The organism is Pseudomonas sp. CK-NBRI-02 (assembly GCF_008124495.1).
Classification (GTDB): domain Bacteria; phylum Pseudomonadota; class Gammaproteobacteria; order Pseudomonadales; family Pseudomonadaceae; genus Aquipseudomonas; species Aquipseudomonas guariconensis.
On record NZ_VSJH01000002.1, the window covers coordinates 66,818 to 92,230 of the forward strand.

A 25,413-nucleotide genomic window follows, 5' to 3' on the forward strand; every position below is an offset into this window, starting at 1 on the left:
CCATCGTTACCTCTTGTTCTTGATCGCGGTGCCCAGCACCTGCAGGTAGGCCACCAGGGCATCCATCTCGGTCTTGCCCTTGACCGCGTCGCGGGCACCGGCGATGTCTTCGTCGGTGTAGGGCACGCCCAGGGTGCGCAGGGTGCGCATCTTGGTGTCGGTGTGACTGTTGTCGACCTTTTGCGCGACCAGCCACGGGTAGGACGGCATCTTCGATTCGGGCACCACGTTGCGCGGGTTGTACAGGTGCGCGCGGTGCCAGTCGTCGGAGTAGCGGCCACCGACGCGGGCCAGGTCCGGACCGGTACGCTTGGAGCCCCACAGGAACGGGTGGTCCCAGACGCTCTCGCCAGCCACCGAGTAGTGGCCGTAGCGCTCGGTCTCGGCGCGGAACGGACGGATCATCTGCGAGTGGCAGCCAACGCAGCCTTCACGGATGTAGATGTCGCGGCCTTCGAGCTGCAGGGCGGTGTAGGGCTTCATGCCTTCGACCGGCTTGTTGGTGACGTCCTGGAAGAACAGCGGGACGATCTGGGTCAGGCCGCCGATGCTGACGGCAAAGACCATCAGCAAAGCCAGCAGGCCTACGTTCTTTTCGATGACTTCGTGTTTCATCAGGCGTGTCTCCTCAGGCCAGCTGGGCGTTCGCAGGGGCGGCGTCGGTGGCCGGTGCGCGCACGGTGCGCCAGGTGTTCCAGGCCATCAGCAACATTCCGCTGAGGAAGATCGCGCCGCCGACGAAGCGGACGATGAAGCCAGGATGGCTGGCCACCAGCGTCTCGACGAAGGAGTAGGTGAGCGTGCCGTCGGCGTTGACCGCGCGCCACATCAGGCCCTGGGCGATGCCGTTGACCCACATCGAGGCGATGTACAGCACGGTGCCGATGGTCGCCAGCCAGAAGTGGGCGTTGATCAGGCCAATGCTGTACATGCGCTCCTTGCCGAACACCTTGGGAATGGTGTGGTACAGCGCGCCGATGGAGATCATCGCGACCCAGCCGAGGGCGCCGGCGTGGACGTGGCCGATAGTCCAGTCGGTGTAGTGGGAGAGGGCATTGACGGTCTTGATGGCCATCATCGGGCCTTCGAAGGTGGACATGCCGTAGAAGGCCAGCGAGACCACCAGGAAGCGCAAGATCGGGTCGCTGCGCAGTTTGTGCCAGGCGCCGGAGAGGGTCATCATGCCGTTGATCATCCCGCCCCAGCTCGGCGCCAGCAGGATCAGCGACATGATCATGCCCAGCGACTGCGCCCAGTCGGGCAAGGCGGTGTAGTGCAGATGGTGCGGGCCTGCCCAGATGTACAGGGTGATCAGCGCCCAGAAGTGGACGATCGACAGCCGATAGGAATACACCGGGCGCTCGGCCTGCTTGGGCACGTAGTAGTACATCATCCCCAGGAAGCCTGCGGTCAGGAAGAAGCCCACGGCGTTGTGGCCATACCACCACTGGACCATTGCATCGGTGGCGCCGGCATAGATCGAGTAGGACTTGGTCAGGCTGACGGGCATTTCCAGGTTGTTGACGATGTGCAGCATCGCCACGGTCAGGATGAAGCCGCCATAGAACCAGTTACCGACGTAGATGTGTTTGGTGTTGCGCTTGATCAGCGTACCGAAGAACACCACGGCGTAGGCGACCCAGACGATGGTGATCAGGATGTCGATGGGCCATTCCAGTTCGGCGTATTCCTTGGAACTGGTGAAGCCCAGCGGCAGGCTGATGGCCGCCAGCAGGATCACCAGCTGCCAGCCCCAGAAGGTGAACGCCGCCAGGGCGGGGGCGAACAGGGTGGTCTGGCAGGTGCGTTGCACCGAATAATAGGAAGTGGCGAACAAGGCACAGCCGCCGAAGGCGAAGATCACCGCATTGGTGTGCAGCGGTCGCAGGCGGCCGAAGCTGGTCCAGGGAAGGTCGAAGTTCAGGGAGGGCCAGACGAGTTGCGCGGCAATGAAAACGCCGAGCCCCATCCCGACGATTCCCCACACCACCGTCATGATGGCGAATTGGCGGACCACCTTGTAGTTATAGGCGGTACTGCTGGTTGTGTTCATGTATGGGTTCCCATCCACGGTTATAGGCAGGCTAGATAGCGAGGCAAGCATGAGTAATGGGCACATTGCCGGTATTGACGGGGATCAATGGGCGCAGGTGGGAAATATCCCAGGCTTGCGCTGCGATCCTCCGAGAATTCGGGGGGATCAGGACTACAAGGGCTGCCTGATCCTGGCCCACGGCGCGGGGGCGCCGATGGACAGCGACTTTCTGGAGGACATGGCGCAAAGGCTGGCAGCGCAAGGGGTAGGCGTGATCCGCTTCGAGTTCCCGTACATGGCTCAACGTCGTGAGGGCGGCGGCAAGCGGCCGCCCAACCCACAGAAGGTGCTGCTCGACTGCTGGCGCGAGGTGTATCGGCAGGTGCGACTATTGGTCGCGGGGCCGTTGGCCATTGGCGGCAAGTCCATGGGCGGGCGCATGGCGAGCCTGCTGGCCGATGAGCTGGGGGCCGATGCCTTGGTTTGCTTGGGGTATCCGTTCTATGCGGTGGGCAAGCCGGAAAAACCCCGGGTCGAGCATCTGGCGGGGTTGCGCACGCCTACGCTCATCGTCCAGGGCGAGCGCGATGCCCTGGGGAACCGGGAGGCGGTGGCGGGGTATGTGTTGTCGCCTGCGATCGAGTTGTGTTGGTTGGCGGCAGCGGATCATGACTTGAAGCCGCTGAAGGCGTCGGGTTTGACGCATGAGGGGCATCTGCAGGTGGCGGCTGAGCGGGTTGCTGCGTTTCTGATGAGGTAGTGGTGTTGGTTTGAGGTTTGTGGCTGATCCGTCTGATGTGCCGCCGCTTGGTCACCTTTGCGCCATTGCGGCGACCTACTTTTGCCCAACAGCAACAGTAGTCGCCGCAAAGGCGAAAAGCGTCGGTGGCGTCACCACCAGAAACGGATAATCACACTACCCAAGAAGAGCTCAGTCGCGATACTCACACAGGTAAGCTGTATCCACCGCCACCTTCAGCTGGAACTTGCTGTCCGCAGGTACATTGAACTGGCTCCCTGCCTTGAAGACTTCCCAGTTATCGCTCCCCGGCAGCTTCACGGTCAGCGCGCCGGACACCACGTGCATGATTTCCCGCTTGGCCGTGCCGAACTCGTATTCGCCCGGCGCCATGACACCCACGGTAGCTGGACCTTCCTCGCCCGTGAAGGCGATCGACTTGACGGTGCCATCGAAGTACTCATTGACCTTGAACATGGAGCGACTCCTGAAAAAAGGGAGGAAAAAAGGCTGGCCAGTATGCCCAAGCCCCAACACCTCGTCATCTGAATTCAGGTGCCGCTGGCCGGCAGGCTCAACGGAAGTAACCGCGCAGTGTTGCGGGCGTCTTCCAGGGCGCGATGCTGCTGGCCGGCGAACTGCAGGCCGGCCAGTTGCAGGGCGCTGTTCAGCCCCATCGGGCGCTGCAGTTGGCGGGCCTTGGCAAAGCGCTGTTTGAGGTTGATGTGGGGCAGGGCCTGCAGCAGGCTGGTGAGCTGGTGCTGTTTCCATTCCTGTTGCAGCTGCTGGCGGTCGTAGTCGCCCCAGCTGACCCAGGCCTGCAACTGCCCCTGATGATGGCCGAGCCAGCGCTCGAACTGCGCCCAGACCTCGGTAAAGGAGGCTGCGCCGTCGACACTGGCCTGGGTGATATGGGTCAACTCACGGCAGAAGGGGGTCAGCTGTGGTCGCCGCCTGGGCCGCACGAAGCGCTGGAAGTGATCGATCTCGCGACCTTCGCGTGTCACCAGGCTCGCCCCGATTTCAATGATTTCCATCTCCGTGACGGGCCAGCCACCGTCATCGGTGGTCGCTTCCAGGTCAATCACCAGCCAATGCCCCATACCGGGCTCCCGTGCAAGACGCAGTCCCCTGCGTGGTCGCTAGAGCGTAGCCAATCTGAGGCCCAAGGGCATCCCCTGGCACAATGCTGCTGTTTTGACATCGCAGAAGGTTGTGCCCTGGCGGGAAAGCGCCTAGCTTAGTTGAATCCATTCACAAACCGTGATGAGTGTCTGCTTTTGACTTCCGTGACCGGCTCGAAGGCCTTGTCTTCCTTGTTGATACTCGCCGCAGTGTGGATGGCGCTGCCTGCGTCGGCGCAAGCGGTTGTCGAGGTGAGGGTCGGGGCGGCGCATTTTCCGCCCTATACCGTGCGTCCCGAGCAGGGCGCTGACAACGGCCTGTTGCCGCAATTGCTCAAAGCCCTCAACCAGCAACAGCACAGCTACCACTTCGTGCAGGTTCCCACGTCGATTCCTCGGCGTTTTGGCGATTTCCAGCAAGGGCGCACGGACATCGCGATATTCGAGAATCCCAAATGGGGCTGGGAACAGGTTCCCCACGAAAGCGTAGACATGGGCCTGGAAGATGCCGAAGTGTTCGTCGCACGCCAACAGGCCGGGCGAGACCAGCACTATTTCAGCAGCCTGCAAGGCAAACGCCTGGCATTGTTCCACGGCTATCACTACGCCTTTGCCGACTTCAATTCCGACCCCCGCTATCTGAGCCAGAACTTCAGCGCCACGCTGACCTACTCCCACGACAGCAACTTGCTGATGGTGCAGCGTGGACGTGTCGACATTGCCCTGGCGACGCGATCGTTTCTAGCCGACTTCATGGCGCGAAACCCGGACAGCCGGGCGCAGCTGATGGCCTCCGAGCGGGTCGATCAGGTCTATCACCACTATGCGATGGTGCGACCAGGCGCGCCGATCGATGCCCGGACATTCGCCGCCTTGCTCGATCGGCTGCGCGCGAGCGGCGAATTGCTGCGCATCTTCCAGCCCTATCGGATCAGCGTCGTGGCGCCGAGCGGCCACTAAATTCCCTAATGCCCGTCACGTCTACCGGATTGAGCCTTCATTTCAATGCCGTGAGCCATGACCATGCCGTTCGATGCCGATTCGCAGCCCCTTTCCCTGCCGCGTTGGCGCAGTCTCAGCGCCGATGAAAACGATTGCCGGTTGAGCCTGACCCTGGAGGGGCAAGCGTTGATCCGGGTTCGCCTGACCCCAGGCGAGCCGCTGCACGTCCACCTCGAGCAGGTGTGCCAAGCGCGCCCCGCGCAAGCGCTGTGGGCAGCCTGCTACTGGCTGCTCTCGCGGGATCCAGCGCGCCAGCGACTGGTCTGGCATTGCCCGCATCCAGTGGATTCGGCCTTGGCCAGCGGCCTGCTGGTGCCCGGTGACCAGCCAGGGTTGTACCTGTGCGAGCGAGCGATGTTCTGGCAACTGCCGCAGCCCTGGCTGGGCGATGCGCAAGCCGGCGCTTATCCGCAGCAAATGCACATCAGCGATGGCAAGCGCCATCCTCGTCGTGCACCCAAGCCCCGAGGTGAGGTGTACCGGCGATTCGATGCGCGCCTGGGGGCCTGGGTGTCGCTGCGCACGCTTGAAATCGAACAGGACCTGGAACGCTTCAATCGCTGGCAGAACGATGCACGTGTGCTGCAGTTCTGGCAGGAAGGCGGCACGCTCGAACAGCATCGCCAATACCTGACCAAGCTTCAGGCCGACCCGCATACCCTTACCTTGATCGGCTGCTTCGATGACCAGCCCTTTGCCTACTTCGAGGCCTACTGGGCCAAGGAGGACCGCATCGCGCCGTTCTATCCGGCGGACGACTACGACCGGGGTATCCATATGCTGGTGGGCGAGCAGGCCCATCGCGGTCCGCACAAGGTAGCCAGTTGGCTGTCGGCGCTGGTGCACTATTTGTTCTTGGACGATCCGCGGACCCAGCGGGTGGTCGCCGAGCCGCGTGCCGACAACGGCAAGATGATCGGCTACATGCACGATCAGTGCTTCCATTGCGAAAAAGAGTTCGATTTTCCGCACAAACGGGCGGCGTTGATGATCTTGGGGCGGGAGCGGTTCTTCGACCGCTGCTCACTGTCCTGAGCCGATGGGGCCGCACAGCGGCCCCATCGGGTTCAGGCCTGGCGGGTGTGCTTGCGGCAATGGATCAGGGCATCGCGGATCATGAAGTTGACCAGCGTCGGCGACACCCCAAGTTCCTTGGCGATGTCTTTCTGCGGCACGCCATGCAGGCGATACATCTCGAAGGCGTAACGGGTGCGCTGGGGCAACTCTCCGAGGGCCTCGGCGATGTGCTCGAGGGTGGCGAGGTTGATGTGGGTGGTTTCGGGCGAGGCGTTCTGCAGGACGACGTTCAGGCCTTCTTCTTCACTGCCGGAATACTTCTGCTCCATGGCCTGCTTGCGGTAGTGATCGATGGCCAGGTTGCGCACAATCTGGAACAGGTAGCTGAGCTGGGCCTTGAACGACGAGGTGATCTGCGGCGCGGCGCTGAGTCGGAAGAAGGCATCCTGCACCACATCTTCGGCGCGTGAACGGCAGCCGGTGATGCGGGCCGCGATCTTGACCAGGATGCTGCGGTTGTCGACGAATGCCTGGAGCAGTGGTGAATCGCACTTACTTGTGGATAGTTGTTCCGCCATGGAAATCACCTGGACGCTGAAGGGAAGGGGAAGGCGTCTGTGTAGGACGCTTCCTACGACGAGCGACAAATTATTCACAATGATAATGATTGTCAAATGCGAAAAGTAATTAGTAGCGTGGCGTTTGCGTTCTAAGCCTCGACCGTTGAAATCGGCCCCTTTCGCCTCTCGTCTGCTTTGTCTGCCGCCGCCAAGCGGTTTAATTATTTGCCCCGCCCATCCGTTCCCCTGTGTACATCCGGCTGTCGAACGCTTTGCGCCTGTCTCGCGGCGCAGCGTCGGCACGACTTATCCAGACACTGGCAGGAACTCCCCATGATGGACGCCTTCGAACTCCCGCTCTCGTTGGTCCACGCCCTGGCGCAGCGCGCCACGCGGACCCCCGACCGGATCGCCTTGCGCTTTCTGGCCGATGATCCAAGCGAGCAGGCCGTGCTCAGCTATCAGGAGCTGGATCTGCGAGCGAGGGCCATTGCCGCGGCGCTGCAGGCGCGTACCGATTTTGGCGACCGGGCGGTACTGTTGTTTCCCAGTGGCCCGGACTACGTGGCGGCGTTCTTCGGTTGCCTGTACGCCGGGGTCATTGCCGTGCCGGCGTATCCGCCGGAATCTTCGCGGCGCCATCACCAGGAGCGTCTGCTATCGATCATCGACGATGCCCAGCCGCGCCTGCTGCTCACCGTCGACGCCTTGCGCGACAGCTTGCAGGGCCTCGATGCCCTGGCGCAGCAGGGCGCCCCTGGCCTGCTGGCCGTGGACTGTCAGGACCCGGCGCTGGCGGCCGACTGGCGCGAGCCGGTGCTGACCGGTGAGCACATTGCCTTCTTGCAATACACCTCCGGCTCGACTGCCTTGCCCAAGGGCGTGCAGGTCAGCCATGGCAACCTGGTGGCCAACGAGCAACTGATCCGTCAGGGCTTTGGCATCGACCTGAACCCGGACGACGTGATCGTCAGCTGGTTGCCGCTGTATCACGACATGGGCCTGATCGGCGGGCTCTTGCAACCGATCTTCAGCGGCGTGCCCTGCGTGCTGATGTCGCCGGGCTATTTCCTTGCCCGGCCACAGCGCTGGCTGCAGGCGATCAGCGACTATGGCGGCACCATCAGCGGTGGTCCGGATTTCGCCTACCGCCTGTGTAGCGAGCGGGTCAGCGAGGCGGCCCTGGCTGGCCTGGACCTGAGCCGTTGGCGGGTGGCGTATTCAGGGTCCGAGCCGATTCGCCAGGACAGCCTGCAGACCTTCGCGGACAAGTTCAGTGCATGTGGATTCGAGGCGAGCAGCTTCTTTGCCAGCTACGGCCTGGCCGAGGCGACGCTGTTCGTCAGCGGTAGCCGCCGGGGCCAGGGCATCGCTGCCATGGCCCTGGACGCCGAGGCGCTCGCCGCCAATCGCGCCGAACCTGGCCAGGGCAGTGTACTGATGAGCTGTGGCTATCCGCAGCCCGGCCACGCCGTGCGCATCGTCGACCCGCAGCGCCTGGCGGTGTTGGGCGATAACCGCATCGGCGAAGTGTGGGCTGCAGGGCCGAGCATCGCGCAGGGCTATTGGCGCAACCCAGAGGCCACCGCACGCACCTTTGTCGAGCAGGACGGCCAGACCTGGCTGCGCACCGGGGACCTGGGCTTCATGCGTGATGGCGAGGTGTTCGTCACCGGGCGCCTGAAAGACATGCTCATCGTTCGGGGCCAGAACCTCTACCCACAGGACCTGGAAAAGACCCTTGAACGCGAGGTCGAAGGGCTGCGTAAAGGCCGTGTCGCGGTATTCGCCGTGGACGACCAGGGGGAAGAGGGTATCGGCGTGGCGGTGGAGATCAGCCGCAACGTGCAGAAGGTCATCAAACCTCAGGACCTGATCCGTACTGTGCGCCAGGTCATTGCCGATGCCTGCCGCCAGGCACCTGCGGTGGTACTGCTGCTCAACCCCGGCGCCTTGCCCAAGACCTCCAGTGGCAAGCTCCAGCGCTCGGCCTGCCGCCTGCGCATGGCCGATGGCAGCCTGGACTGCTATGCACGTTTTCCGACTGTCGAAGCGCCTGTGGCTGCGCAGGTGATAGGTGGTGAGCTGCAGGAGCGCATCGCGGCCATCTGGCGCGAGGTGCTCAAGGTCGAAACGGTGGCACCGGACGATCATTTCCTGCTGCTGGGCGGCAACTCCATCGCCGCCACCCAGGCGACCGCTCGCCTGGCGGACGCACTGGGTGTCGGCCTGAGCCTGAGCACGCTGTTCGAGTCGCCGACCCTGGCCGATTACAGCGCTGCGGTGGCAGCGAACCTGGCCGAAGGTGGCACCGCGTCCGCGGCCATCGATGCTCTGGGGCGTGGCAAGGCTCTGCCGCAATCGCTGGCGCAGAACCGTCTGTGGCTACTGTGGCAGCTGGCGCCGGAGTCGGCGGCCTATAACATCCCTGCCGGTTTGCACCTGCGGGGTGAGTTGGACGAGTCGGCGCTGCAGGCGAGCTTCCAGGCGCTGGTGGCACGTCACGAGTCCTTGCGTACGCATTTTTGCGAGGTCGACGGCCAGGCCATGCAGCAGGTCTTGCCCGAGGCGACCTTCGAGCTGCACCGCACGGATCTGCAAGGGGCGGACGCCGAGCAGGTCCTGGCCTGTCGCGAGGCCGAGGCGCGGCAGCCGTTCGACCTCACCCAAGGACCGCTGCTGCGCGTCACGCTGGCGCGCCTGGGCGATGAGGACCACCAGCTCTGGGTAACCCTGCACCACATCGTTGCCGATGGCTGGTCGTTGAACATCCTGCTCGACGAATTCGCCAAGCTGTACGCCGCCCATTGCCAAGGCCTTCAGGCCAACCTGGCGCCCCTGCCGCTGGGCTACGCCGACTATGGTCATTGGCAGCGCCAATGGTTGGCCGGCGGCGAAGGTGAGCGGCAGTTGAACCACTGGAAGGCGCAACTGGGCGATGAATTGCCGGTGCTCGACCTGTGCACCGACCATCCGCGCGCCACTGAGCGCACCCATCGCGCCGCGCGTCTGAGCGTGAAGGTGCCCGCCACGCTGGCCACTGCCCTGGACACGTTGGCCCGCGAGCAGCAGGCTAGCCTGTTCATGGTCCTGCTGGCCGCCTGGCAAGGCCTGTTGCACCGGTACACCGGTCAGGGCGATATCCGCGTCGGTGTGCCCAACGCCAACCGCCCGCGCCTGGAAACCCAGGGCATGGTGGGCTTTTTCATCAACACCCAAGTGCTGCGCGCCGAACTCCATGGCCGCCTGCCGTTCAATCAGTTACTGGCCCAGGTGCGCCAGGCCACACTGCTGGCCCAGGCCAACCAGGACTTGCCATTCGAGCAATTGCTCGAGGCGCTGCCAGATGCCCGCGAGCAGGGGCTGTTCCAGGTGATGTTCAATCATCAGCAGCGTGATCTTTCGGCGCTGCGCCGCCTGCCTGGTCTGCTCGCCGAAGAATTGCCCTGGCATAGCCGCGAGGCCAAGTTCGACCTGCAATTGCACAGCGAGCAGGATCACCAGGGGCGTTTGAGTCTAGCGTTCGACTATGCCGCCGAGCTGTTCGAGGCCGATACCATCGAACGTCTGGCCAGGCACCTGCTGACCCTGCTCGAGCAAGTCTGCGCCTGCCCGCAGCGCGTGCTGGGCGAGGTGCGCTTGCTCGACGACGCAGGCCATGCGCAAATGCTGGCTTGGGGGCAGGCGCCTGCGCCGAGCGCCCAGCGCCTGGTGGTCGAGCAACTGACCGACCAGGGCCAACGCACACCGGAGCGTACGGCGCTGGTGTGGGAAGGTGGCAGTCTCGACTACGCCAGCCTGCACCAGCAGGCCAATCGCCTGGCCCACTACCTGCGTGACAAGGGCGTCGGCCCGGACACCCGCGTGGCCATCGCCCTGGAACGCTCGCCACAGTTGATGATCGGTCTGTTGGCCATCCTCAAGGCCGGTGGCGCCTATGTGCCGCTGGATGTCGACTACCCGGCCGAGCGCCTGGCTTACATGCTCAGCGACTGTGGCGCCGCACTGCTGCTCAGCCACAGCGCCACGCTCGAACGCCTGCCGCAGGTCCAGGGCGTCAGTGCCATCGCTTTGGATCAGCTGCATTTGGACAGCTGGCCGAGCCATGCCCCAGGCCTGCACCTGGACGGCGACAACCTGGCCTATGTGATCTACACCTCAGGCTCCACCGGCCAGCCCAAGGGCGTGGGCAACACCCATGCCGCGCTGGCTGAGCGCTTGCAATGGATGCAGGGCACCTACGCGCTGGACGACAGCGACGTGCTGATGCAGAAGGCACCGATCAGCTTCGACGTATCGGTGTGGGAGTGCTTCTGGCCGTTGATCCAGGGGTGCACGCTGGTACTGGCCGGCCCTGGCGAGCACCGCGACCCGCGGCGTATCGCCGAGCTGGTGCAGGCCCATGGCGTGACCACGCTGCATTTCGTCCCGCCGTTGCTGCAGGTGTTTGTCCAGGAGCCGCTGGCGGCGAGCTGTACCAGCCTGCGCCGGGTGTTCTCCGGCGGCGAGGCGCTGTCGGCGCACCTGCGTGACCGCGTGCTGCAAGTCTTGCCGCAGGTGCAGTTGCACAACCGCTATGGCCCGACCGAGACCGCCATCAACGTCACCCACTGGCATTGCCAGACGCAGGATGGCGAACGCTCGCCGATCGGCCGGCCGCTGGGCAACGTGCTGTGCCGAGTGCTGGATGACGAGCTGGAACTGACCGCGCCGGGCGTACCGGGCGAGTTGTGCCTGGGCGGCGCGGGACTGGCCCGTGGTTACCTGGGCCGTCCTGGGCTGACCGCCGAACGCTTCGTGCCCCAGCCCGATGGCAACGGCGAGCGCCTGTACCGCAGTGGCGACCGTGCCCGCTGGCTGGTGCCGCTGCAAGCCTTGGAATACCTCGGCCGCCTCGATCAACAGGCCAAGGTGCGAGGATTTCGTGTCGAGCCCCAGGAGGTCCAGGCCTGCCTGTTGGCCGAGCCGGGCGTCGACCAGGCCTTGGTGCTGGTCCACCCCGATGCCGTCGGTGCGCAGCTGGTCGGCTACTACAGCGGTGTCGAACAGTCCGAGGCGCTGCTCGCAGCCTTGGGCGAGCGCCTGCCGACCTACATGGTGCCGGCGCAACTGATTCACCTGGCACAGATGCCCCTGGGGCCGAGCGGCAAGGTTGATCGCAAGGCACTGCCGGCACCGGTCTGGCAGCAACGCGGTCATGTCGAGCCGCAAAGCGCTGTGCAGAAACAGGTGGCGGCGATCTGGCGTGAGGTGCTGAATCTGCCGCGGGTCGGTCTTCTGGATGACTTCTTCGCCCTCGGTGGCCACTCGCTGCTCGCCACCCAGATCGTCTCGCGTACCCGCCAGGCGCTCGACGTCGAGCTGCCGCTCAAGGCCTTGTTCGAGGCCAGCGAACTGGGCGCCTTCTGCGCCGAGATCGAGCGCATTCAGGCCGCCGGCGGGCACAACCGGCAAGGCGTCATCGAGCGGGTCGATCGGCGCCAGGCAGTGCCGCTGTCGTATTCGCAGCAGCGCATGTGGGTGTTGTGGCAGATGGCGCCGGAGAGCCCGGCCTACAACGTCGGCGGTATGGCGCGCCTGCGCGGCGTGTTGCATGTGGATGCCTTCGAGCGGGCCTTGCAGGCCCTGGTCGTGCGCCATGAGACCCTGCGCACGACCTTCCCTGAGATCGACGGCGTGCCATATCAGTGCGTGGCCGAAGACAGCCCGCTGCGTGTGCAGTGGCATGATTTTTCCGCGCTCCAGGGCGAAGATCGCCAGCAGCGCTTGCAGCTACTGGCCGATGAGCAGGCGCACCTGCCGTTCGACCTGGCGCGCGGCCCGTTGCTGCGCGCCTGCCTGGTCAAGACAGGTGAGCGCGAACACTACTTCGTGCTGACCCTGCACCACATTGTCACCGAAGGCTGGGCCATGGACATCTTCGCCCGTGAGCTGGGCGAGCTGTACGAGGCCTTCGTCGATGAGCGCGAGTCGCCCCTGGCGCCGCTGCCGGTGCAGTACCTCGATTACAGCGTCTGGCAGCGCCAGTGGCTCGAAAGCGGAGAAGCAGCCCGCCAACTGGCCTACTGGAAAGCCCGCCTGGGTCACGAGCATCCGGTGCTGGCGCTGCCTTCGGACCGTCCGCGTCCGGCCGTACAGAGCCATCGTGGCGAGCTGTACCGCTTCGACCTCGACCCCGCGCTGGTCGAACGTGTGCATGCCTTCAACAGCCAGCATGGCTTGACCTTGTTCATGACCATGACCGCCACCCTGGCCGCCTTGCTGCACCGCCATAGCGGTCAGCGCGACCTGCGCATCGGCGCGCCGATGGCCAACCGTGTCCGCCCGGAAAGCGAAGGGCTGATTGGCGCCTTCCTCAACACCCAGGTGCTGCGTTGCGAGCTCGATGGGCAAATGACCGGCAGCCAATTGCTCGAACAGGTCCGTCGCACCGTGATCGATGGCCAGTCGCACCAGGACCTGCCATTCGACCAGCTGGTGGAGGCCTTGCAGCCCCCGCGCAGTAGCGCCTACAACCCGTTGTTCCAGGTGATGTGCAATGTCCAGCGCTGGGCCTTCCAGCAAAGCCGCGAACTGGCGGGCATGAGCGTGGATTACCTGGTCAACGACGCCAGTGCGACCAAATTCGACCTTTACCTGGAGGTGACTGACCTGGACGGTCGCCTGGGCTGCTGCCTGACCTACAGCCGTGACCTGTTCGACGAGCCGCGCATCGCCCGCATGGCTGAGCACTGGCAGCAATTGTTGGTCGGCCTGATCGATGCCCCGGGCTCGCGCCTGTGCGAGCTGCCGATGCTCAGCAACGCTGAGCAGCACGCGCTGGTCGGCCAGTTGCAGGGTGAGCAAGGCCTCGAGCTCGACCAGACCCTGCATGGCCTGTTCGCCTTGCAGGCTTCGCGCAGCCCTCAGGCCCGGGCGCTGACCTTCGCCGGCCAGCACCTGACCTACGCTGAACTGGACCAGCAGGCCAACCGCCTGGCCCGCGCCCTGCGTGAACGTGGCGTCGGGCCGCAGGTGCGGGTGGGCCTTGCCCTGGAGCGTTCGCTGGAAATGGTCGTGGGCTTGCTTGCCATCCTCAAGGCCGGCGGTGCCTATGTGCCGCTGGACCCGGAGTATCCCCTCGACCGCTTGCGCTACATGATCGAGGACAGCCGACTCGGCCTGCTGCTCGGGCAGCGTGCTCTGTTCGATGCCATAGGGGGGCTGCCTGAAGGCGTGGCCCAATGGTGCCTGGAAGACGATGCCGCGTCGCTTGCGCATTACAGCGATTCGCCACTGGACAACCTCAACCTGCCGCAGCATCAGGCCTACCTGATCTACACCTCAGGCTCCACCGGCCAGCCAAAGGGTGTGGTGGTCAGCCATGGCGAAATCGCCATGCATTGCCAGGCGGTGATCGCGGCCTTCGGCATGCGCAGCGACGACTGCGAGTTGCACTTCTATTCGATCAACTTCGACGCCGCCACTGAGCGCCTGCTGGCGCCGCTGTTGTGCGGCGCCCGGGTGGTGCTGCGTGGCCAGGGCCAGTGGGGTGCCGAAGAGATCTGCCAGCTGGTGCGCGCGCAGCAGGTGAGCATCCTGGGCTTTACCCCCAGTTACGGTAGCCAGTTGGCCCAGTACCTGCTCGGGCAGCACGAGCAGTTGCCGGTGCGCCTGGTGATCACCGGGGGCGAAGCATTGACCGGGGAGCATCTGCAGCGAATCCGCCAGGCATTCCTGCCACAGCAGTTCTTCAACGCCTACGGGCCGACTGAAACCGTGGTCATGCCGTTGGCCTGCCTTGCGCCGCAGCAGTTGCCGGCGGATGCGGGCAGCGTGCCGATCGGCCGGGTGATCGGGGCGCGCACGGCTTACGTTCTGGATGATGACCTGGCGTTACTGCCTCAGGGCGGCATCGGTGAGCTGTACATTGGGGGCGCCGGTCTTGCCCAGGGGTATCACGATCGTCCGGGGCTGTCGGCTGAGCGCTTCGTCGCCGACCCGTTCAGTCAGGAGGGCGGTCGTCTGTACCGCACAGGGGATTTGGTGCGCCTGCGCGCCGATGGTCTGGTCGAGTATGTGGGGCGTGCCGATCAGCAGGTGAAAATCCGTGGTTTCCGTATCGAACTGGGCGAGATCGAAAGCCAGCTGCAGGCCCATGCCGCTGTCGATGAAGCCGTGGTCGTCGCCCTGGACCTGCCGGGGGGCAAGCAATTGGTGGGCTATCTGGTCTGCCCGCAGGCCAGCGCTGACGCCGACACCCAGGCGGCCCTGCGCGAGGCGGTCAAGGCCCATGCCCGGCAGCACCTGCCGGATTACATGGTGCCTGCGCACCTGGTGCTGCTGAGCAGCCTGCCGCTGATGGGCAACGGCAAGCTCGATCGCCGCGCCTTGCCGGCGCCGGACATCGAGCAGGCACGCCAGCACTATCAGGCGCCGGCCAACGAACTGGAGCAGCAACTGGCGCAGGTCTGGCAAGAGGTGCTCAACGTTGCCCGCATCGGTGTGCAGGACAACTTCTTCGAATTGGGGGGCGACTCGATTTTGTCGATTCAGGTGGTCAGTCGCGCCCGCCAGCTGGGCTTGCAGTTCACCCCGCGCGATCTGTTCCAACACCAGACTGTCCAGGCGCTCGCCGCCGTGGTCAGCCGTAGCGAGGCGCAAAGCTGCATTGAGCAGGGCGCTCGGCAGGGCAGCAGCGCCCTGACGCCAATCCAGCGATGGTTCTTCGACAGCGAGATCGTTCACCCTCAACACTGGAATCAGGCCGTGCTGCTGGAGGTCCGTCAGCCGTTGCAGACTCAGGCGCTGGAGCATGCCCTGGCGGCGCTGGTGGCGCATCACGACAGCCTGCGCCTGCGCTTTACCCAGGCCAACGGGCATTGGCAGGCCGAGTACGTCCAATCGCCTGGCCAGCAATTACTGTGGGTCGCCACCGTGGCGGATTTCGAGAATTGCCAGGCGCTGTACACCGATGTACAGCGCAGCCTGGACCTTGCCGAAGGCCCATTGCTGCGTGCGCTGCTGGTGACCGACGGGCAGGGCGCCCAGCGCTTGCTGCTGGCGATCCATCACTTGGTGGTGGACGGTGTGTCCTGGCGCGTGTTGCTCGAGGACCTGCAGACGCTCTACCGCGGCCAGCCACTGGCGGCCAAGACCCACGCCATGGCTGACTGGGCCGCGCGCCTGGTCAGCTATGCCGGCAGCGACTCGCTGCGTGACGAGCTTGGCTGGTGGCAGGATCAGCTCGGTACTGCCCGTCGCGAACTGCCCTGCGATCATCCCCAGGGCGGCAACCTGCACCGCCATGCCCGTACCTTGGCCATCGGCCTGGACGAGGAGCAGACCCGCCAGTTGCTGCAACAGGCACCTGCGGCCTACCGGACCCAGGTCAATGACTTGCTGCTCACCGCCCTGGCGCGCACCCTGTGCCGCTGGAGCGGTGACAGCCAGGTACTGGTGCAACTGGAAGGCCATGGTCGTGACGGCCTGTTCGAGGACATGGACCTGACCCGCAGCGTCGGCTGGTTCACCAATGCCTATCCGCTGTGCCTGACGCCGCAACTGGGCGACACCGAACAGGACGTCGCCGCGGCCATCAAAGGCATCAAGGAACAACTGCGCCAGGTGCCGCACAAGGGGCTGGGATATGGTGTGCTGCGCTACCTGGCCGACACCACCGGGCGCGAAGCCATGGCCGCCTTGCCCCAGGCGCGCATCACCTTCAATTACCTGGGTCAATTCGACCAGCAGTTCGACAGTGCCGCGCTGTTCCAGCCGCTGGATGCGCCGGCAGGCCTGGCCCATGACCTGGATGCGCCGCTGCCCAATTGGCTCAGCGTCGATGGCCAGGTGTATGGCGGTGCCCTGCAACTGCGTTGGACCTTCAGCACCGAGCGCTATGACGAGGCGACCATCGCCGCGTTGGCCGAGGCCTATCGCCAGGAGCTGCTGGCCTTGGTCGGCCATTGCCTGACCGAGGGCACCGGCAGTTTCACGCCTTCGGATTTCCCGCTGGCTCGCCTGACCCAGGCGCAGATCGACGCCTTGCCGGTTCCGGCAGCGCAGATCGAGGATGTCTACCCGCTCACGCCCATGCAGGAAGGCCTGCTGCTGCACACCTTGCTGGAACCGGGCACAGGCATCTATTACATGCAAGACCGCTACCGCATCCACAGCGCCCTGGATCACGAGCGCTTCGCCCAGGCCTGGCAGGCCGTGGTGGCGCGCCACGAGGCCCTGCGAGCATCGTTCAGCTGGAACGCCGGCGAAGCGATGCTGCAGATCATCCACAAACCAGGCAAGACGCCGCTGGACTACCAAGACTGGCGCGGTCTTGACGACGCGGCCCAGGAGGCGCGCCTGCAAGCGCTGCACAAGCAGGAGCGCGAAGCCGGCTTCGACCTGCTGCGCGAGGCTCCTTTCCACCTGCGGCTGGTACGGGTTGCTGACGACCGCTACTGGTTCATGATGAGCAACCACCACATCCTCATCGATGCCTGGTGCCGTTCGTTGCTGATGAACGATTTCTTCGCGCTCTACCAGGCCCTGGGCGAGGGGCGCGCCGCTCAGTTGCCGGTGCCGCCGCGCTACCGCGACTACATCGGCTGGCTGCAACGTCAGGACCTGGGTGAGGCGCGCCAGTGGTGGCAGCGCAACCTGGCAGGCTTCGAGCGCGCCACGGCCATCCCTAGCGACCGGCCGCTTCGCCATGACCATGCGGGCAACGGCATGATCGTCGGTGACTGCTACACCCGCCTGGACGTGCGCGACGGCGTGCGACTGCGCGAGCTGGCCCAGGCCCATCAGTTGACCATCAACACCTTCGCCCAGGCGGCCTGGGCGCTGGTGCTGGCCCGCTATAGCGGCGAGCGCGACGTGGTCTTCGGCGTCACCGTGGCCGGCCGCCCGGTCAGCCTGCCGCAGATGCAGCGCACTGTCGGCCTGTTCATCAACAGTATTGCCCTGCGTGTGCGACTGCCCGAGCCGGGCCAGCGTCAGCGCGTGGGGCAATGGTTGCAAAGCCTGCTTGAGCGCAATATGGAACTGCGCGAGTACGAGTACCTGCCGCTGGTAGCGATCCAGGAGTGCAGCGAACTGCCCAAGGGCCAGCCACTGTTCGACAGCCTGTTCGTGTTCGAGAACGCCCCGGTGGAAACCGCCGTGCTGGACCATGCCCAGCAATTGAACGCCAGCTCCGATTCGGGCCGTACCCACACCAACTTCCCGCTCACGGCGGTGTGCTACCCGGGCGACGACTTGGGCCTGCACCTGTCGTTCGACCAGCGTTACTTCGACTTCGCCACCGTCGAGCGCTTGTTGGCCGAGTTCAAGCGCCTGCTGCTGGCGCTTGTAGACGGCTTTGACGGTGATGTGGCCGAACTGCCGTTGCTTGGCGAAGCCGAGCAACGCTTCCTGCTGGAAGACTGCAACCGCACCGAACACGCCTATACGCTGGAGCAGAGCTATGTCGAGCTGTTCGAGGCGCGGGTCGCCGCGCACCCTGAGCGCACGGTCGCTCGCTGCCTGGATGCGTCCTGCGATTACGCCGGGCTGAACCTTGTGGCCAACCGCCTGGGCCATGCCTTGATCGCCGCGGGCGTGGCCGTCGATCAGCCGGTGGCGCTGCTCGCCGAGCGTGGTCTGCCGCTGCTGGGCATGATCGTCGGTTGCTTCAAGGCCGGCGGTGGTTATCTGCCGTTGGACCCGGGCCTGCCGCCTGCGCGCCTGCAGCGCATCGTCGAACTCAGCCGCACGCCGGTGCTGGTGTGCACGGCGGCCTGCGCCGAGCAGGCGCGTCAGTTGCTCGACGAGATCTCCGGGGTCGCCAGGCCGACGCTGCTGGTATGGGAGCAGGTGCAAGCCAGTGCCATGGCCAGTCACAACCCAGGCATCTACAGCGCGCCCAACAACCTGGCCTACGTGATCTACACCTCCGGCTCCACCGGCCTGCCCAAGGGGGTGATGGTCGAGCAACGCGGCATGCTCAACAACCAGTTGAGCAAGGTGCCGTACCTGGAGTTGGACGAGCACGACGTGATCGCCCAGACCGCGTCCCAGAGCTTCGATATTTCGGTGTGGCAGTTCCTCGCAGCGCCCTTGTTCGGCGCCCGGGTGCAGATCGTGCCGAACGCCATCGCCCACGACCCACAAGGCCTGCTGGCGCACGTGCAGGCCACTGGCATCACAGTGCTCGAGAGTGTGCCTTCGCTGATCCAGGGCATGCTCGCCAGCGAGCAGCGGGCACTCGAGGGCCTGCGCTGGATGCTGCCAACCGGTGAGGCCATGCCTCCGGAGCTGGCCGCCCAATGGTTGCAACGCTATCCGCACATCGGGCTGGTCAACGCCTATGGCCCGGCGGAGTGCTCGGACGATGTGGCGTTCTTCCGGGTCGATGCTGCATCTACCCGCGGCAGCTACCTGCCGATTGGCACGCCGACCGATAACAACCGACTGTACTTGCTCGACGAGACCCAGGCGCTGGTGCCCTTGGGAGCGGTGGGCGAGTTGTGCGTGGCCGGTACCGGCGTGGGGCGTGGCTATGTGGGGGACCCGCTGCGCACGGCGCTGGCTTTCATCCCTCACCCCTACGGTGCCCCAGGCGAGCGTCTGTACCGCACGGGCGACTTGGCACGGCGCCGGGTCGATGGTGTGCTCGAGTACGTGGGCCGGATCGACCACCAGGTGAAGATCCGCGGCTACCGCATCGAGCTGGGTGAGATCGAAGCCCGTCTGCATGAGCAGGTCGAGATTCGCGATGCGGCGGTGGGCGTACAGGAAGGCATCAACGGCAAGCACTTGGTCGGCTATCTGGTGGCGCATCAGGGCGTGGCGGCCGATGCCGTGCTGTTGGAGCAGCTCAAGTCGCGTCTGCGCGCCGAGTTGCCGGAATACATGGTGCCGCTGCACTGGGCCTGGCTGGCGAACCTGCCTCACAACGCCAACGGCAAGCTCGACCGCAAGGCCCTGCCTGCGATCGACATCGGCGCGCAGCACAGCCAGGACTACCTGGCGCCCCGCGACGAGCTGGAGCACAAGCTAGCGGGGATCTGGGCCGATGTGCTCAAGGTCGAGCGCGTGGGGGTGCACGACAACTTCTTCGAGTTGGGCGGGCATTCATTGTTGGCAACCCAGATCGCCTCGCGTGTGCAACAACAGTTGCAACTGAATGTGCCGCTGCGGGCGATGTTCGAGTGCAACACGGTGGAGGCATTGGCCGAATACGTGCGAGCGCTGGAGGGCAGCGCGCTGGATGAGGGCAAGGTCGACCGACTCAGTGACCTGATGGCGGAGTTGGAGGCGCTTTGAGGTGTAGGGGCCGCGTTGCGCCCCTTCGCGGGAAGCCCGCTCTGGCAGACACTGCGGTGTTCTCACAACCACGGTGCCTGCGGGGGCGGTTTTACCCGCGCATCAGGGGGCTGGGCAGGCTACTGTTCAGCGCTTGCCCAGAATCTGCCCGAGCATCTCGGGCCGCGGCGCGCCTTGCTGGCTCTGTAACTGGCCTTTGTCATTCTGGTAGAAGATCGCCGGGGTCGCTGCCAAGCCCATCTCTTCCATCAAGGCCATGTTGGCCTCCAGCTTTTGACGCACCGCCTCGGGGATGGTCCCCAGCGGCTTGAGGGTGCTCGCCTTGCCGGCTTTCTCATGCTGTTGCAGCGCTTTGGCCGGATCCTTGGCAGCCAGCAGCGCCGCTGACTTGCCCGGGCTGTCCTCGCGGATGATGCCGACCATGATGTGGCGCAGTTGCACCTTGCCCGATTCCACCCAAGGCCGCGCCTGCTCCCAGAACATGTTGCAGTACGGGCAGTTGGGATCGCTGAACAGGTACACCTTGCGCGGTGCGTCGTCCCTGCCGTCGGCGATCCAGGCGGATTTTTCCATCTTCGCCCAGATCGCTTTGCTCATCGGGGCATACACGAGTTTTTCCAGCGGCTCGGCGCTGAGGTCCTTGCCTTGTTCGTCGAACAGGCTGCCCACCAGCACATGCTTGCCATCGGGGGTGAGGTACAGGGCGATGCCGTTGTTCTGGTAGGCAGCGGCATAGCCTTTGAGGCCATTGGGCGCATCGAAGGTGCCTTTGATTTCGGCGCCCTTGGCTTGCAGTTGCTCGATGGCCTTGGGCAACTCTTCAGCCTGCAGTGCGGGGGCCGTGAAGGCCAAGAGGGCAAGGGGCAGGAGGGCATTCAATCGCATGTCAATTTCCTTGTGCGGCGGAGGCGGGCAGGTTGGCCTGCTCGAAAGGTTCCAGGGCGCGGTGCAGACTGGCCCGGGACAACTCGCCCAGGTGACTGCCGATCAAGCGCCCTTCGGCGGTGTAGAACAAGGTGGTGGGCAGGGCCATGGAGCCCACCTGCTGGGCAAGCTGACCGCTACCGTCGAACAGCACGTGGGTCAGGCTCAAGCCGGTAGTGGCCAGGAAGGTGCTGACGTTCTCCGGCGTCTCGCCTTGGTTCACGAACAGGAACGTCACGTGCGGGTACTCGTCCTGGGCCTGTTGCAGCACAGGCATTTCCCGACGGCACGGTGGGCACCAGGTGGCCCAGAGGTTGATCACCAGCGGCTTGCCTCGGTAATCGTGCAGTGCCACCGATTGGCCGCCGGCATTGCGCAGGCTCAATGTCGGCAACTCGGTGCCTTTGCTGTAGAGATGGCTGCCTAGGCTGGCAAGGATCCAGAACACCGCACCGCTCAGCAGCGCCCAGCCCAGTGGCCGACGCAGGCCCGGATGTCGCCGGCCCTGCCACAGCGCGCCGATGACGATGCCGATCAGGCCGGCCCACAGCAGGAAACCGCCGTCGCGAATGTCGATCGCCTGCAGCGGATCGTCGCGGAACATCGGCCAGTACGCCAGGACGAAACCTGCGCGGGCACACAGCAGCCCCAGCAGGAACAGGTTGAACAGCGCCGACTCGGGGCTTTCACCGCCGCGCCGGGCCACCCACCAGCCCACGACACTGGCCACGGCCAGGGCCGCGAGCAGTAGCAGGTGGTTGAGGGCCATGGTCAGTGGCCCCAGGGTCACGGTCAGCATCAGCCTTGGCTCCTGGTCTGTGCCCAGTGTTGCTTGAAGGCTGCGGCATCCACTTCACCGGTGATGCGCCGGGCTCGGCGCTCGTCGCCTTCCGGACCGATCCAGATCAGGCTGGGCGGGCCTGGCACCTGGTAGCGTTGCAGCAACTCGCGGCTGGCGGGCGTGTCGGCGGTGACGTCCAGGCGCACCAGGTGCACGCTGGCGAGGTCGGCAAGCACATCGGGCCGGGCGAATACCTGTTTCTCCATCACCTTGCACGACACGCACCAGTCGGCATAGTAGTCCAGCATGACCCACTGGCCGCGCGCCTTGGCAGCGTCCAGTTCGCGTTGCAGATCCTGGGGCTGGCTGACAGTGACGAAGGCGTCCTCGGCCTTGGCCGCGCTTTGCACGCCGCTGCCGGCAAAGGGCTGCAAGGGTTGCCACAGATCGTCGCCGCCAGCGGCCGCGCCGACCAGCAACAGCCCACCCCAGAGCGCACCCAGCAAGGGGATCGCGCGCAGGGCCGGCAAACGGTGCAGGGCCGGCCAGGCGGCCCAGGCCAGGGCGATCAACCAGGCGCCACCCAGGGCCAGCAGCAACGGGGCCGGCAGCAGGCTGCGCAAGGTGTACAGGGCCATGGCCAGGAAGACGAAACCGAACAGCCCCTTGACCAGGTTCATCCAGGCGCCGGGGCGGGGCAGGTAGCGGTTACCGAGGGTGACCAACAACAGCAGAGGGACGCCCATGCCCAGCCCGAGGCTGAACAGCACCAACGCCCCTTGCAGCACGTCGCCGCTCTGGGCGATGTACAGCAATGCGCCGGCCAACGGCGCGGTCATGCAGGGCCCCATGAGCAGGCCGGAGAGCGCGCCGAGCAGGGCTGCGCCATACACATTGCCACCGCGGGTGCCTTGGCCGGCACGGTCCAGGCGATCGCGCAGGGCGGCAGGCAGTTGCAGTTCGAAGGCGCCGAACATCGGCAGGGCGAGCATCACGAACAACGCTGCCAGGCTGCCCAGCAACCAGGGTTGTTGCAGCCACGCCTGCAAGCTGGCGCCGAGCAGGGCGGCCACCACGCCAAGGCCGGCATAGACCAGCGCCATGCTCAGTACATAGACCCCCGCCAGCAGCCAGCCACGGCGGGCGCTGGCGCCATTGCCCAGGACCAGCCCGGCGAGGATCGGCAGCATCGGCAGCGAACAGGGCGTGAAGGCCAGCAGCAGGCCAAGGCCGAAGAACGCCAGCAGGCTCCACGCCAGGCTGGCCTGTTGCAGGTCGCTGGCCAGGGCCTGGTCAGTGGCTTGATCCGAAGCCGGCACCGCCTGGCCACCCAGGTCGATGGCGGTGGTTTGAGGCGGGTAGCACAAGCCTGCATCGGCGCAGCCTTGCCAGCCCAGGCGCAATTGGCCCTGGGCATTGGCGGGTATCAGCAATTGGAGTTGGTGGCGGTAGACCGCGCTGTCACCGAAGAACTCATCATGGTGGTTTTCGGCGGGAGGGAGCTGTGGCTGTTGTTCAGGCGCGAGGCCGTCGAACTTCAGACGCTTTTGGTAGAGGTAATAGCCGTCCTTGATCTGGAAGTTCAGGCGCATCTGGCCGTCTGCCTGGCGGTCATGGGTCAGGACGAAAGCCTGGTTGACCGGCAGGAAGTCGGGCTTGGTCTCGAACGGGTTGGCCTGCAGCGGGCCGGCCAGCAGAAATGTCAGGAAGAGCAGGAGAACGCGCATGTCTTCGCCTTGGCAGTACTGTGAATCTGGCCATGCTGGCCTTGGCTGATTAACCCAAAGTTAACCGGTGTCGTTTTGCTGCCATCCTGCAAGTGCCGCCCGAGGTTCGACTGGCAATGGGCGGGTACAGCCGTCTCGTTAATCATTCATAATCGGTTCTTAATCCGCCAAGCGTGCAATACAAGCTTCCCCATCGGAGACCCCTCATGCACGTACTGCTTTGCGAGGACGACGACCTGATCGCCAGCGGCATCTGCGCCGGCCTCGCCGCCCAAGGCTTGACCGTGGACAGGGTGGCCACCGCTTCGGCCGCGCAGGCCTTGCTTCAGGCTGCGCAGTTCGATGTGATGATCCTCGATCTGGGCCTGCCCGACGAAGATGGCCTCAAACTGCTGCGCCGCCTGCGCCAACAAGGCGTGACCCTGCCCGTGCTGGTGCTCACCGCCCGCGATGCGGTCACCGACCGGGTCGATGGCCTGCAGGCCGGGGCCGACGACTACCTGCTCAAACCCTTCGACCTGCGCGAACTGGCGGCCCGTCTGCACACTCTGTTGCGGCGCGTAGCGGGTCGTGCGGTGAATGTCATCGAGCATGGCCCCCTACGTTACGACCCCAGCAGTTGCGAGGCCACCCTGGCCGGCCGGGTGGTGGACCTGTCCCGCCGCGAGCAGGCGCTGCTGCAGGCCTTGCTGCAAAATCCCGGACGGGTGCTCTCCAGCGAGCAGCTCAAGGACTGCGTCTATGGCTTCAGCGACGAGGTCGAAAGCAATGCCTTGAACGTCCATATCCATCACCTGCGCCGCAAGCTCGGCAACAGCATCGTCGAGACCGTGCGCGGCCTGGGTTATCGCCTAGGCCCGGCGCAGGCTCCGCAGGAGCCAGCACCATGAGCCTGCGCGCGCGCCTGACGCTGATCCTTGGCAGCGCCTTCGTGATCATCTGGGCATTGGCCGCCGCCTGGATGCTGCGCGACCTGCGCCAACAGATGATGTTTTCCCTCGACCAACGGCTGGTCGCATCGGCGCGTATGGTCGCCGGGCTGATCGAACAACTGCCGCAGCCGCTGGCGGCCAAGGGCGAGGATGCGCATTTCTCCGCCGACCAGCTCAGCGTGCCGGATGGCATGGCCTGCCAGGTCAGCTCCCTGCGCGGCGAGATCCTGGCCAGCAACCACAAGCACGACGGTGCCATGGACGATCAGCGCAGTGGCTTCCGTGACCAGACCATCGACGGTGCGCTGTGGCGCACCTTCACCTACAACCATGGCGATGTGCGCATCACCACCGCCGACCGTCACCAGGAACGCGAGGCGCTCAATCGCTCGATCTTGCTGGCAGCCTCAGCGCCGGTATTGATGGCCCTGCTTGGCAGCCTAGGGTTGTTGTGGATCGGCGTCGGCAAAGGGCTGGAGCCGCTCAACCGCATGCGTGATGCGCTGCGCAGACGCCGCGCCGACAGCGTCGAGCCGCTGCAGGTGGCGGGCATGCCCAGTGAGCTGCAGCCATTGCTCGAGACCCAGAATCAACTGTTCTTGCGCATCGCCCAGACCATCGAGCGCGAACGGCGCCTGACCGACGATGCCGCCCATGAGCTGCGTAGCCCGCTGACGGCGATCAAGACCCACCTGCAGGTCGCGCGCATGACTGACGGCGCGGTCCGCGAGCAGGCCCTTGAGCATGCCGAGCAAGGCACTGACCGCATGCACCGGACTCTCGAACAACTGCTGATGCTGGCCCGGGTTGAGGGCAGCCTGTCGTTCGACGACGGCGTGCAGTGCAGCGCCGAGCAGGTGGCACGCCAGGCGGTGCAAGACGCCGGCGGCGGCGACAACCGCCGCATCGTGGTACGCCTGCCGGAGGAGGCCAGCCGGATCTACCTGGGCATGCCCGCGCCGCTGGCAGTGGCGGCGTTGCGCAACCTGCTGGACAACGCGCTGCGCCACGGCGGCGACAACGCGGTGGAACTGGAGGTGCAGATGGCCGACGGGCAGGTGGGTTTCATGGTTCGGGACCACGGGCCGGGGATCGCCGAAGAGGACATCGAGCACCTGACCGAACGCTTCTGGCGTCATGACCAGAGCGGTGGCTGCGGGTTGGGGCTGGCGATTGTCCAGGCCATCGTGCAGCGCTGCGCCGGCAGCCTGCGCTTCGAAAGCCACAACGATGGGCTGCGGGTGTGGCTGCAGGTGCCGGCGCGCTAGGAGGCTTGATCCTCGAT

At 65.2% G+C, this 25,413-nt stretch carries 14 protein-coding genes; 6 read left to right on the top strand and 8 right to left on the bottom strand.

Annotated elements, in window-relative coordinates:
* Positions 1-6 precede the first annotated feature (6 nt).
* Together ccoO and ccoN are read right to left on the bottom strand one after the other, a co-directional pair.
* Entirely contained in the window at positions 7-615 is a 609-nt protein-coding gene (gene ccoO, locus DQ397_RS01865) for a cytochrome-c oxidase, cbb3-type subunit II (protein WP_043212308.1), read from the bottom strand.
* Positions 616-628: 13 nt separating this feature from the next.
* Positions 629-2,053, bottom strand: coding sequence for a cytochrome-c oxidase, cbb3-type subunit I (ccoN, locus tag DQ397_RS01870; RefSeq protein ID WP_043212309.1), 1,425 nt, complete (start codon positions 2,051-2,053; stop codon positions 629-631).
* Between the two features lie 49 nt (positions 2,054-2,102).
* Here ccoN and DQ397_RS01875 point away from each other — a divergent pair, with 49 nt between their 5' ends.
* Positions 2,103-2,795 (top strand): alpha/beta family hydrolase, encoded by a 693-nt coding sequence (locus tag DQ397_RS01875; protein WP_043212341.1) that lies wholly within the window; start codon positions 2,103-2,105, stop codon positions 2,793-2,795.
* A 171-nt stretch (positions 2,796-2,966) separates the two neighbouring features.
* On the opposite strand, the gene DQ397_RS01880 is transcribed toward DQ397_RS01875, so the two are convergent.
* Together DQ397_RS01880 and DQ397_RS01885 are read right to left on the bottom strand one after the other, a co-directional pair.
* The gene (locus DQ397_RS01880; protein WP_043212311.1) at positions 2,967-3,251 is read right to left on the bottom strand and encodes a pyrimidine/purine nucleoside phosphorylase; all 285 of its coding nucleotides are present in this window, start codon (positions 3,249-3,251) and stop codon (positions 2,967-2,969) included.
* Between the two features lie 74 nt (positions 3,252-3,325).
* Complete coding sequence (locus tag DQ397_RS01885; RefSeq protein WP_043212313.1) at positions 3,326-3,877, bottom strand: exonuclease domain-containing protein; 552 nt, start codon at positions 3,875-3,877, stop codon at positions 3,326-3,328.
* 237 nt (positions 3,878-4,114) lie between these two features.
* Between DQ397_RS01885 and DQ397_RS01890 the strand changes: the two genes are divergently transcribed.
* Together DQ397_RS01890 and DQ397_RS01895 are read left to right on the top strand one after the other, a co-directional pair.
* The gene (locus DQ397_RS01890) at positions 4,115-4,858 is read left to right on the top strand and encodes a substrate-binding periplasmic protein (protein ID WP_372240720.1); all 744 of its coding nucleotides are present in this window, start codon (positions 4,115-4,117) and stop codon (positions 4,856-4,858) included.
* 63 nt (positions 4,859-4,921) lie between these two features.
* Positions 4,922-5,935, top strand: a complete 1,014-nt coding sequence (locus DQ397_RS01895; RefSeq protein WP_043212343.1) for a GNAT family N-acetyltransferase — start codon at positions 4,922-4,924, stop codon at positions 5,933-5,935.
* 32 nt (positions 5,936-5,967) lie between these two features.
* On the opposite strand, the gene DQ397_RS01900 is transcribed toward DQ397_RS01895, so the two are convergent.
* Entirely contained in the window at positions 5,968-6,495 is a 528-nt protein-coding gene (locus tag DQ397_RS01900; protein ID WP_043212316.1) for an RNA polymerase factor sigma-70, read from the bottom strand.
* Positions 6,496-6,810: 315 nt separating this feature from the next.
* Between DQ397_RS01900 and DQ397_RS01905 the strand changes: the two genes are divergently transcribed.
* A complete protein-coding gene (locus DQ397_RS01905; protein WP_148921454.1) occupies positions 6,811-19,764 on the top strand; it encodes a non-ribosomal peptide synthetase in 12,954 nt (4,317 codons plus the stop codon).
* Positions 19,765-19,890: 126 nt separating this feature from the next.
* Here the strand turns inward: DQ397_RS01905 and dsbG are convergent, their stop codons facing one another.
* The 3 genes from dsbG to dsbD are packed head-to-tail and all read right to left on the bottom strand — an operon-like array spanning position 19,891 to position 23,196.
* Positions 19,891-20,649, bottom strand: a complete 759-nt coding sequence (gene dsbG, locus DQ397_RS01910) for a thiol:disulfide interchange protein DsbG (protein WP_043212318.1) — start codon at positions 20,647-20,649, stop codon at positions 19,891-19,893.
* Position 20,650: 1 nt separating this feature from the next.
* Positions 20,651-21,487, bottom strand: coding sequence for a TlpA disulfide reductase family protein (locus DQ397_RS01915; RefSeq protein ID WP_043212321.1), 837 nt, complete (start codon positions 21,485-21,487; stop codon positions 20,651-20,653).
* Entirely contained in the window at positions 21,487-23,196 is a 1,710-nt protein-coding gene (dsbD, locus tag DQ397_RS01920) for a protein-disulfide reductase DsbD (RefSeq protein WP_043212324.1), read from the bottom strand. Before dsbD ends, DQ397_RS01915 begins: the two co-directional genes overlap by 1 nt.
* A 206-nt stretch (positions 23,197-23,402) precedes the next feature.
* Here dsbD and DQ397_RS01925 point away from each other — a divergent pair, with 206 nt between their 5' ends.
* Positions 23,403-24,086, top strand: a complete 684-nt coding sequence (locus DQ397_RS01925) for a response regulator transcription factor (protein WP_043212326.1) — start codon at positions 23,403-23,405, stop codon at positions 24,084-24,086.
* The gene (locus DQ397_RS01930; protein WP_043212330.1) at positions 24,083-25,396 is read left to right on the top strand and encodes an ATP-binding protein; all 1,314 of its coding nucleotides are present in this window, start codon (positions 24,083-24,085) and stop codon (positions 25,394-25,396) included. Before DQ397_RS01925 ends, DQ397_RS01930 begins: the two co-directional genes overlap by 4 nt.
* The last annotated feature ends 17 nt before the right edge of the window (positions 25,397-25,413 follow it).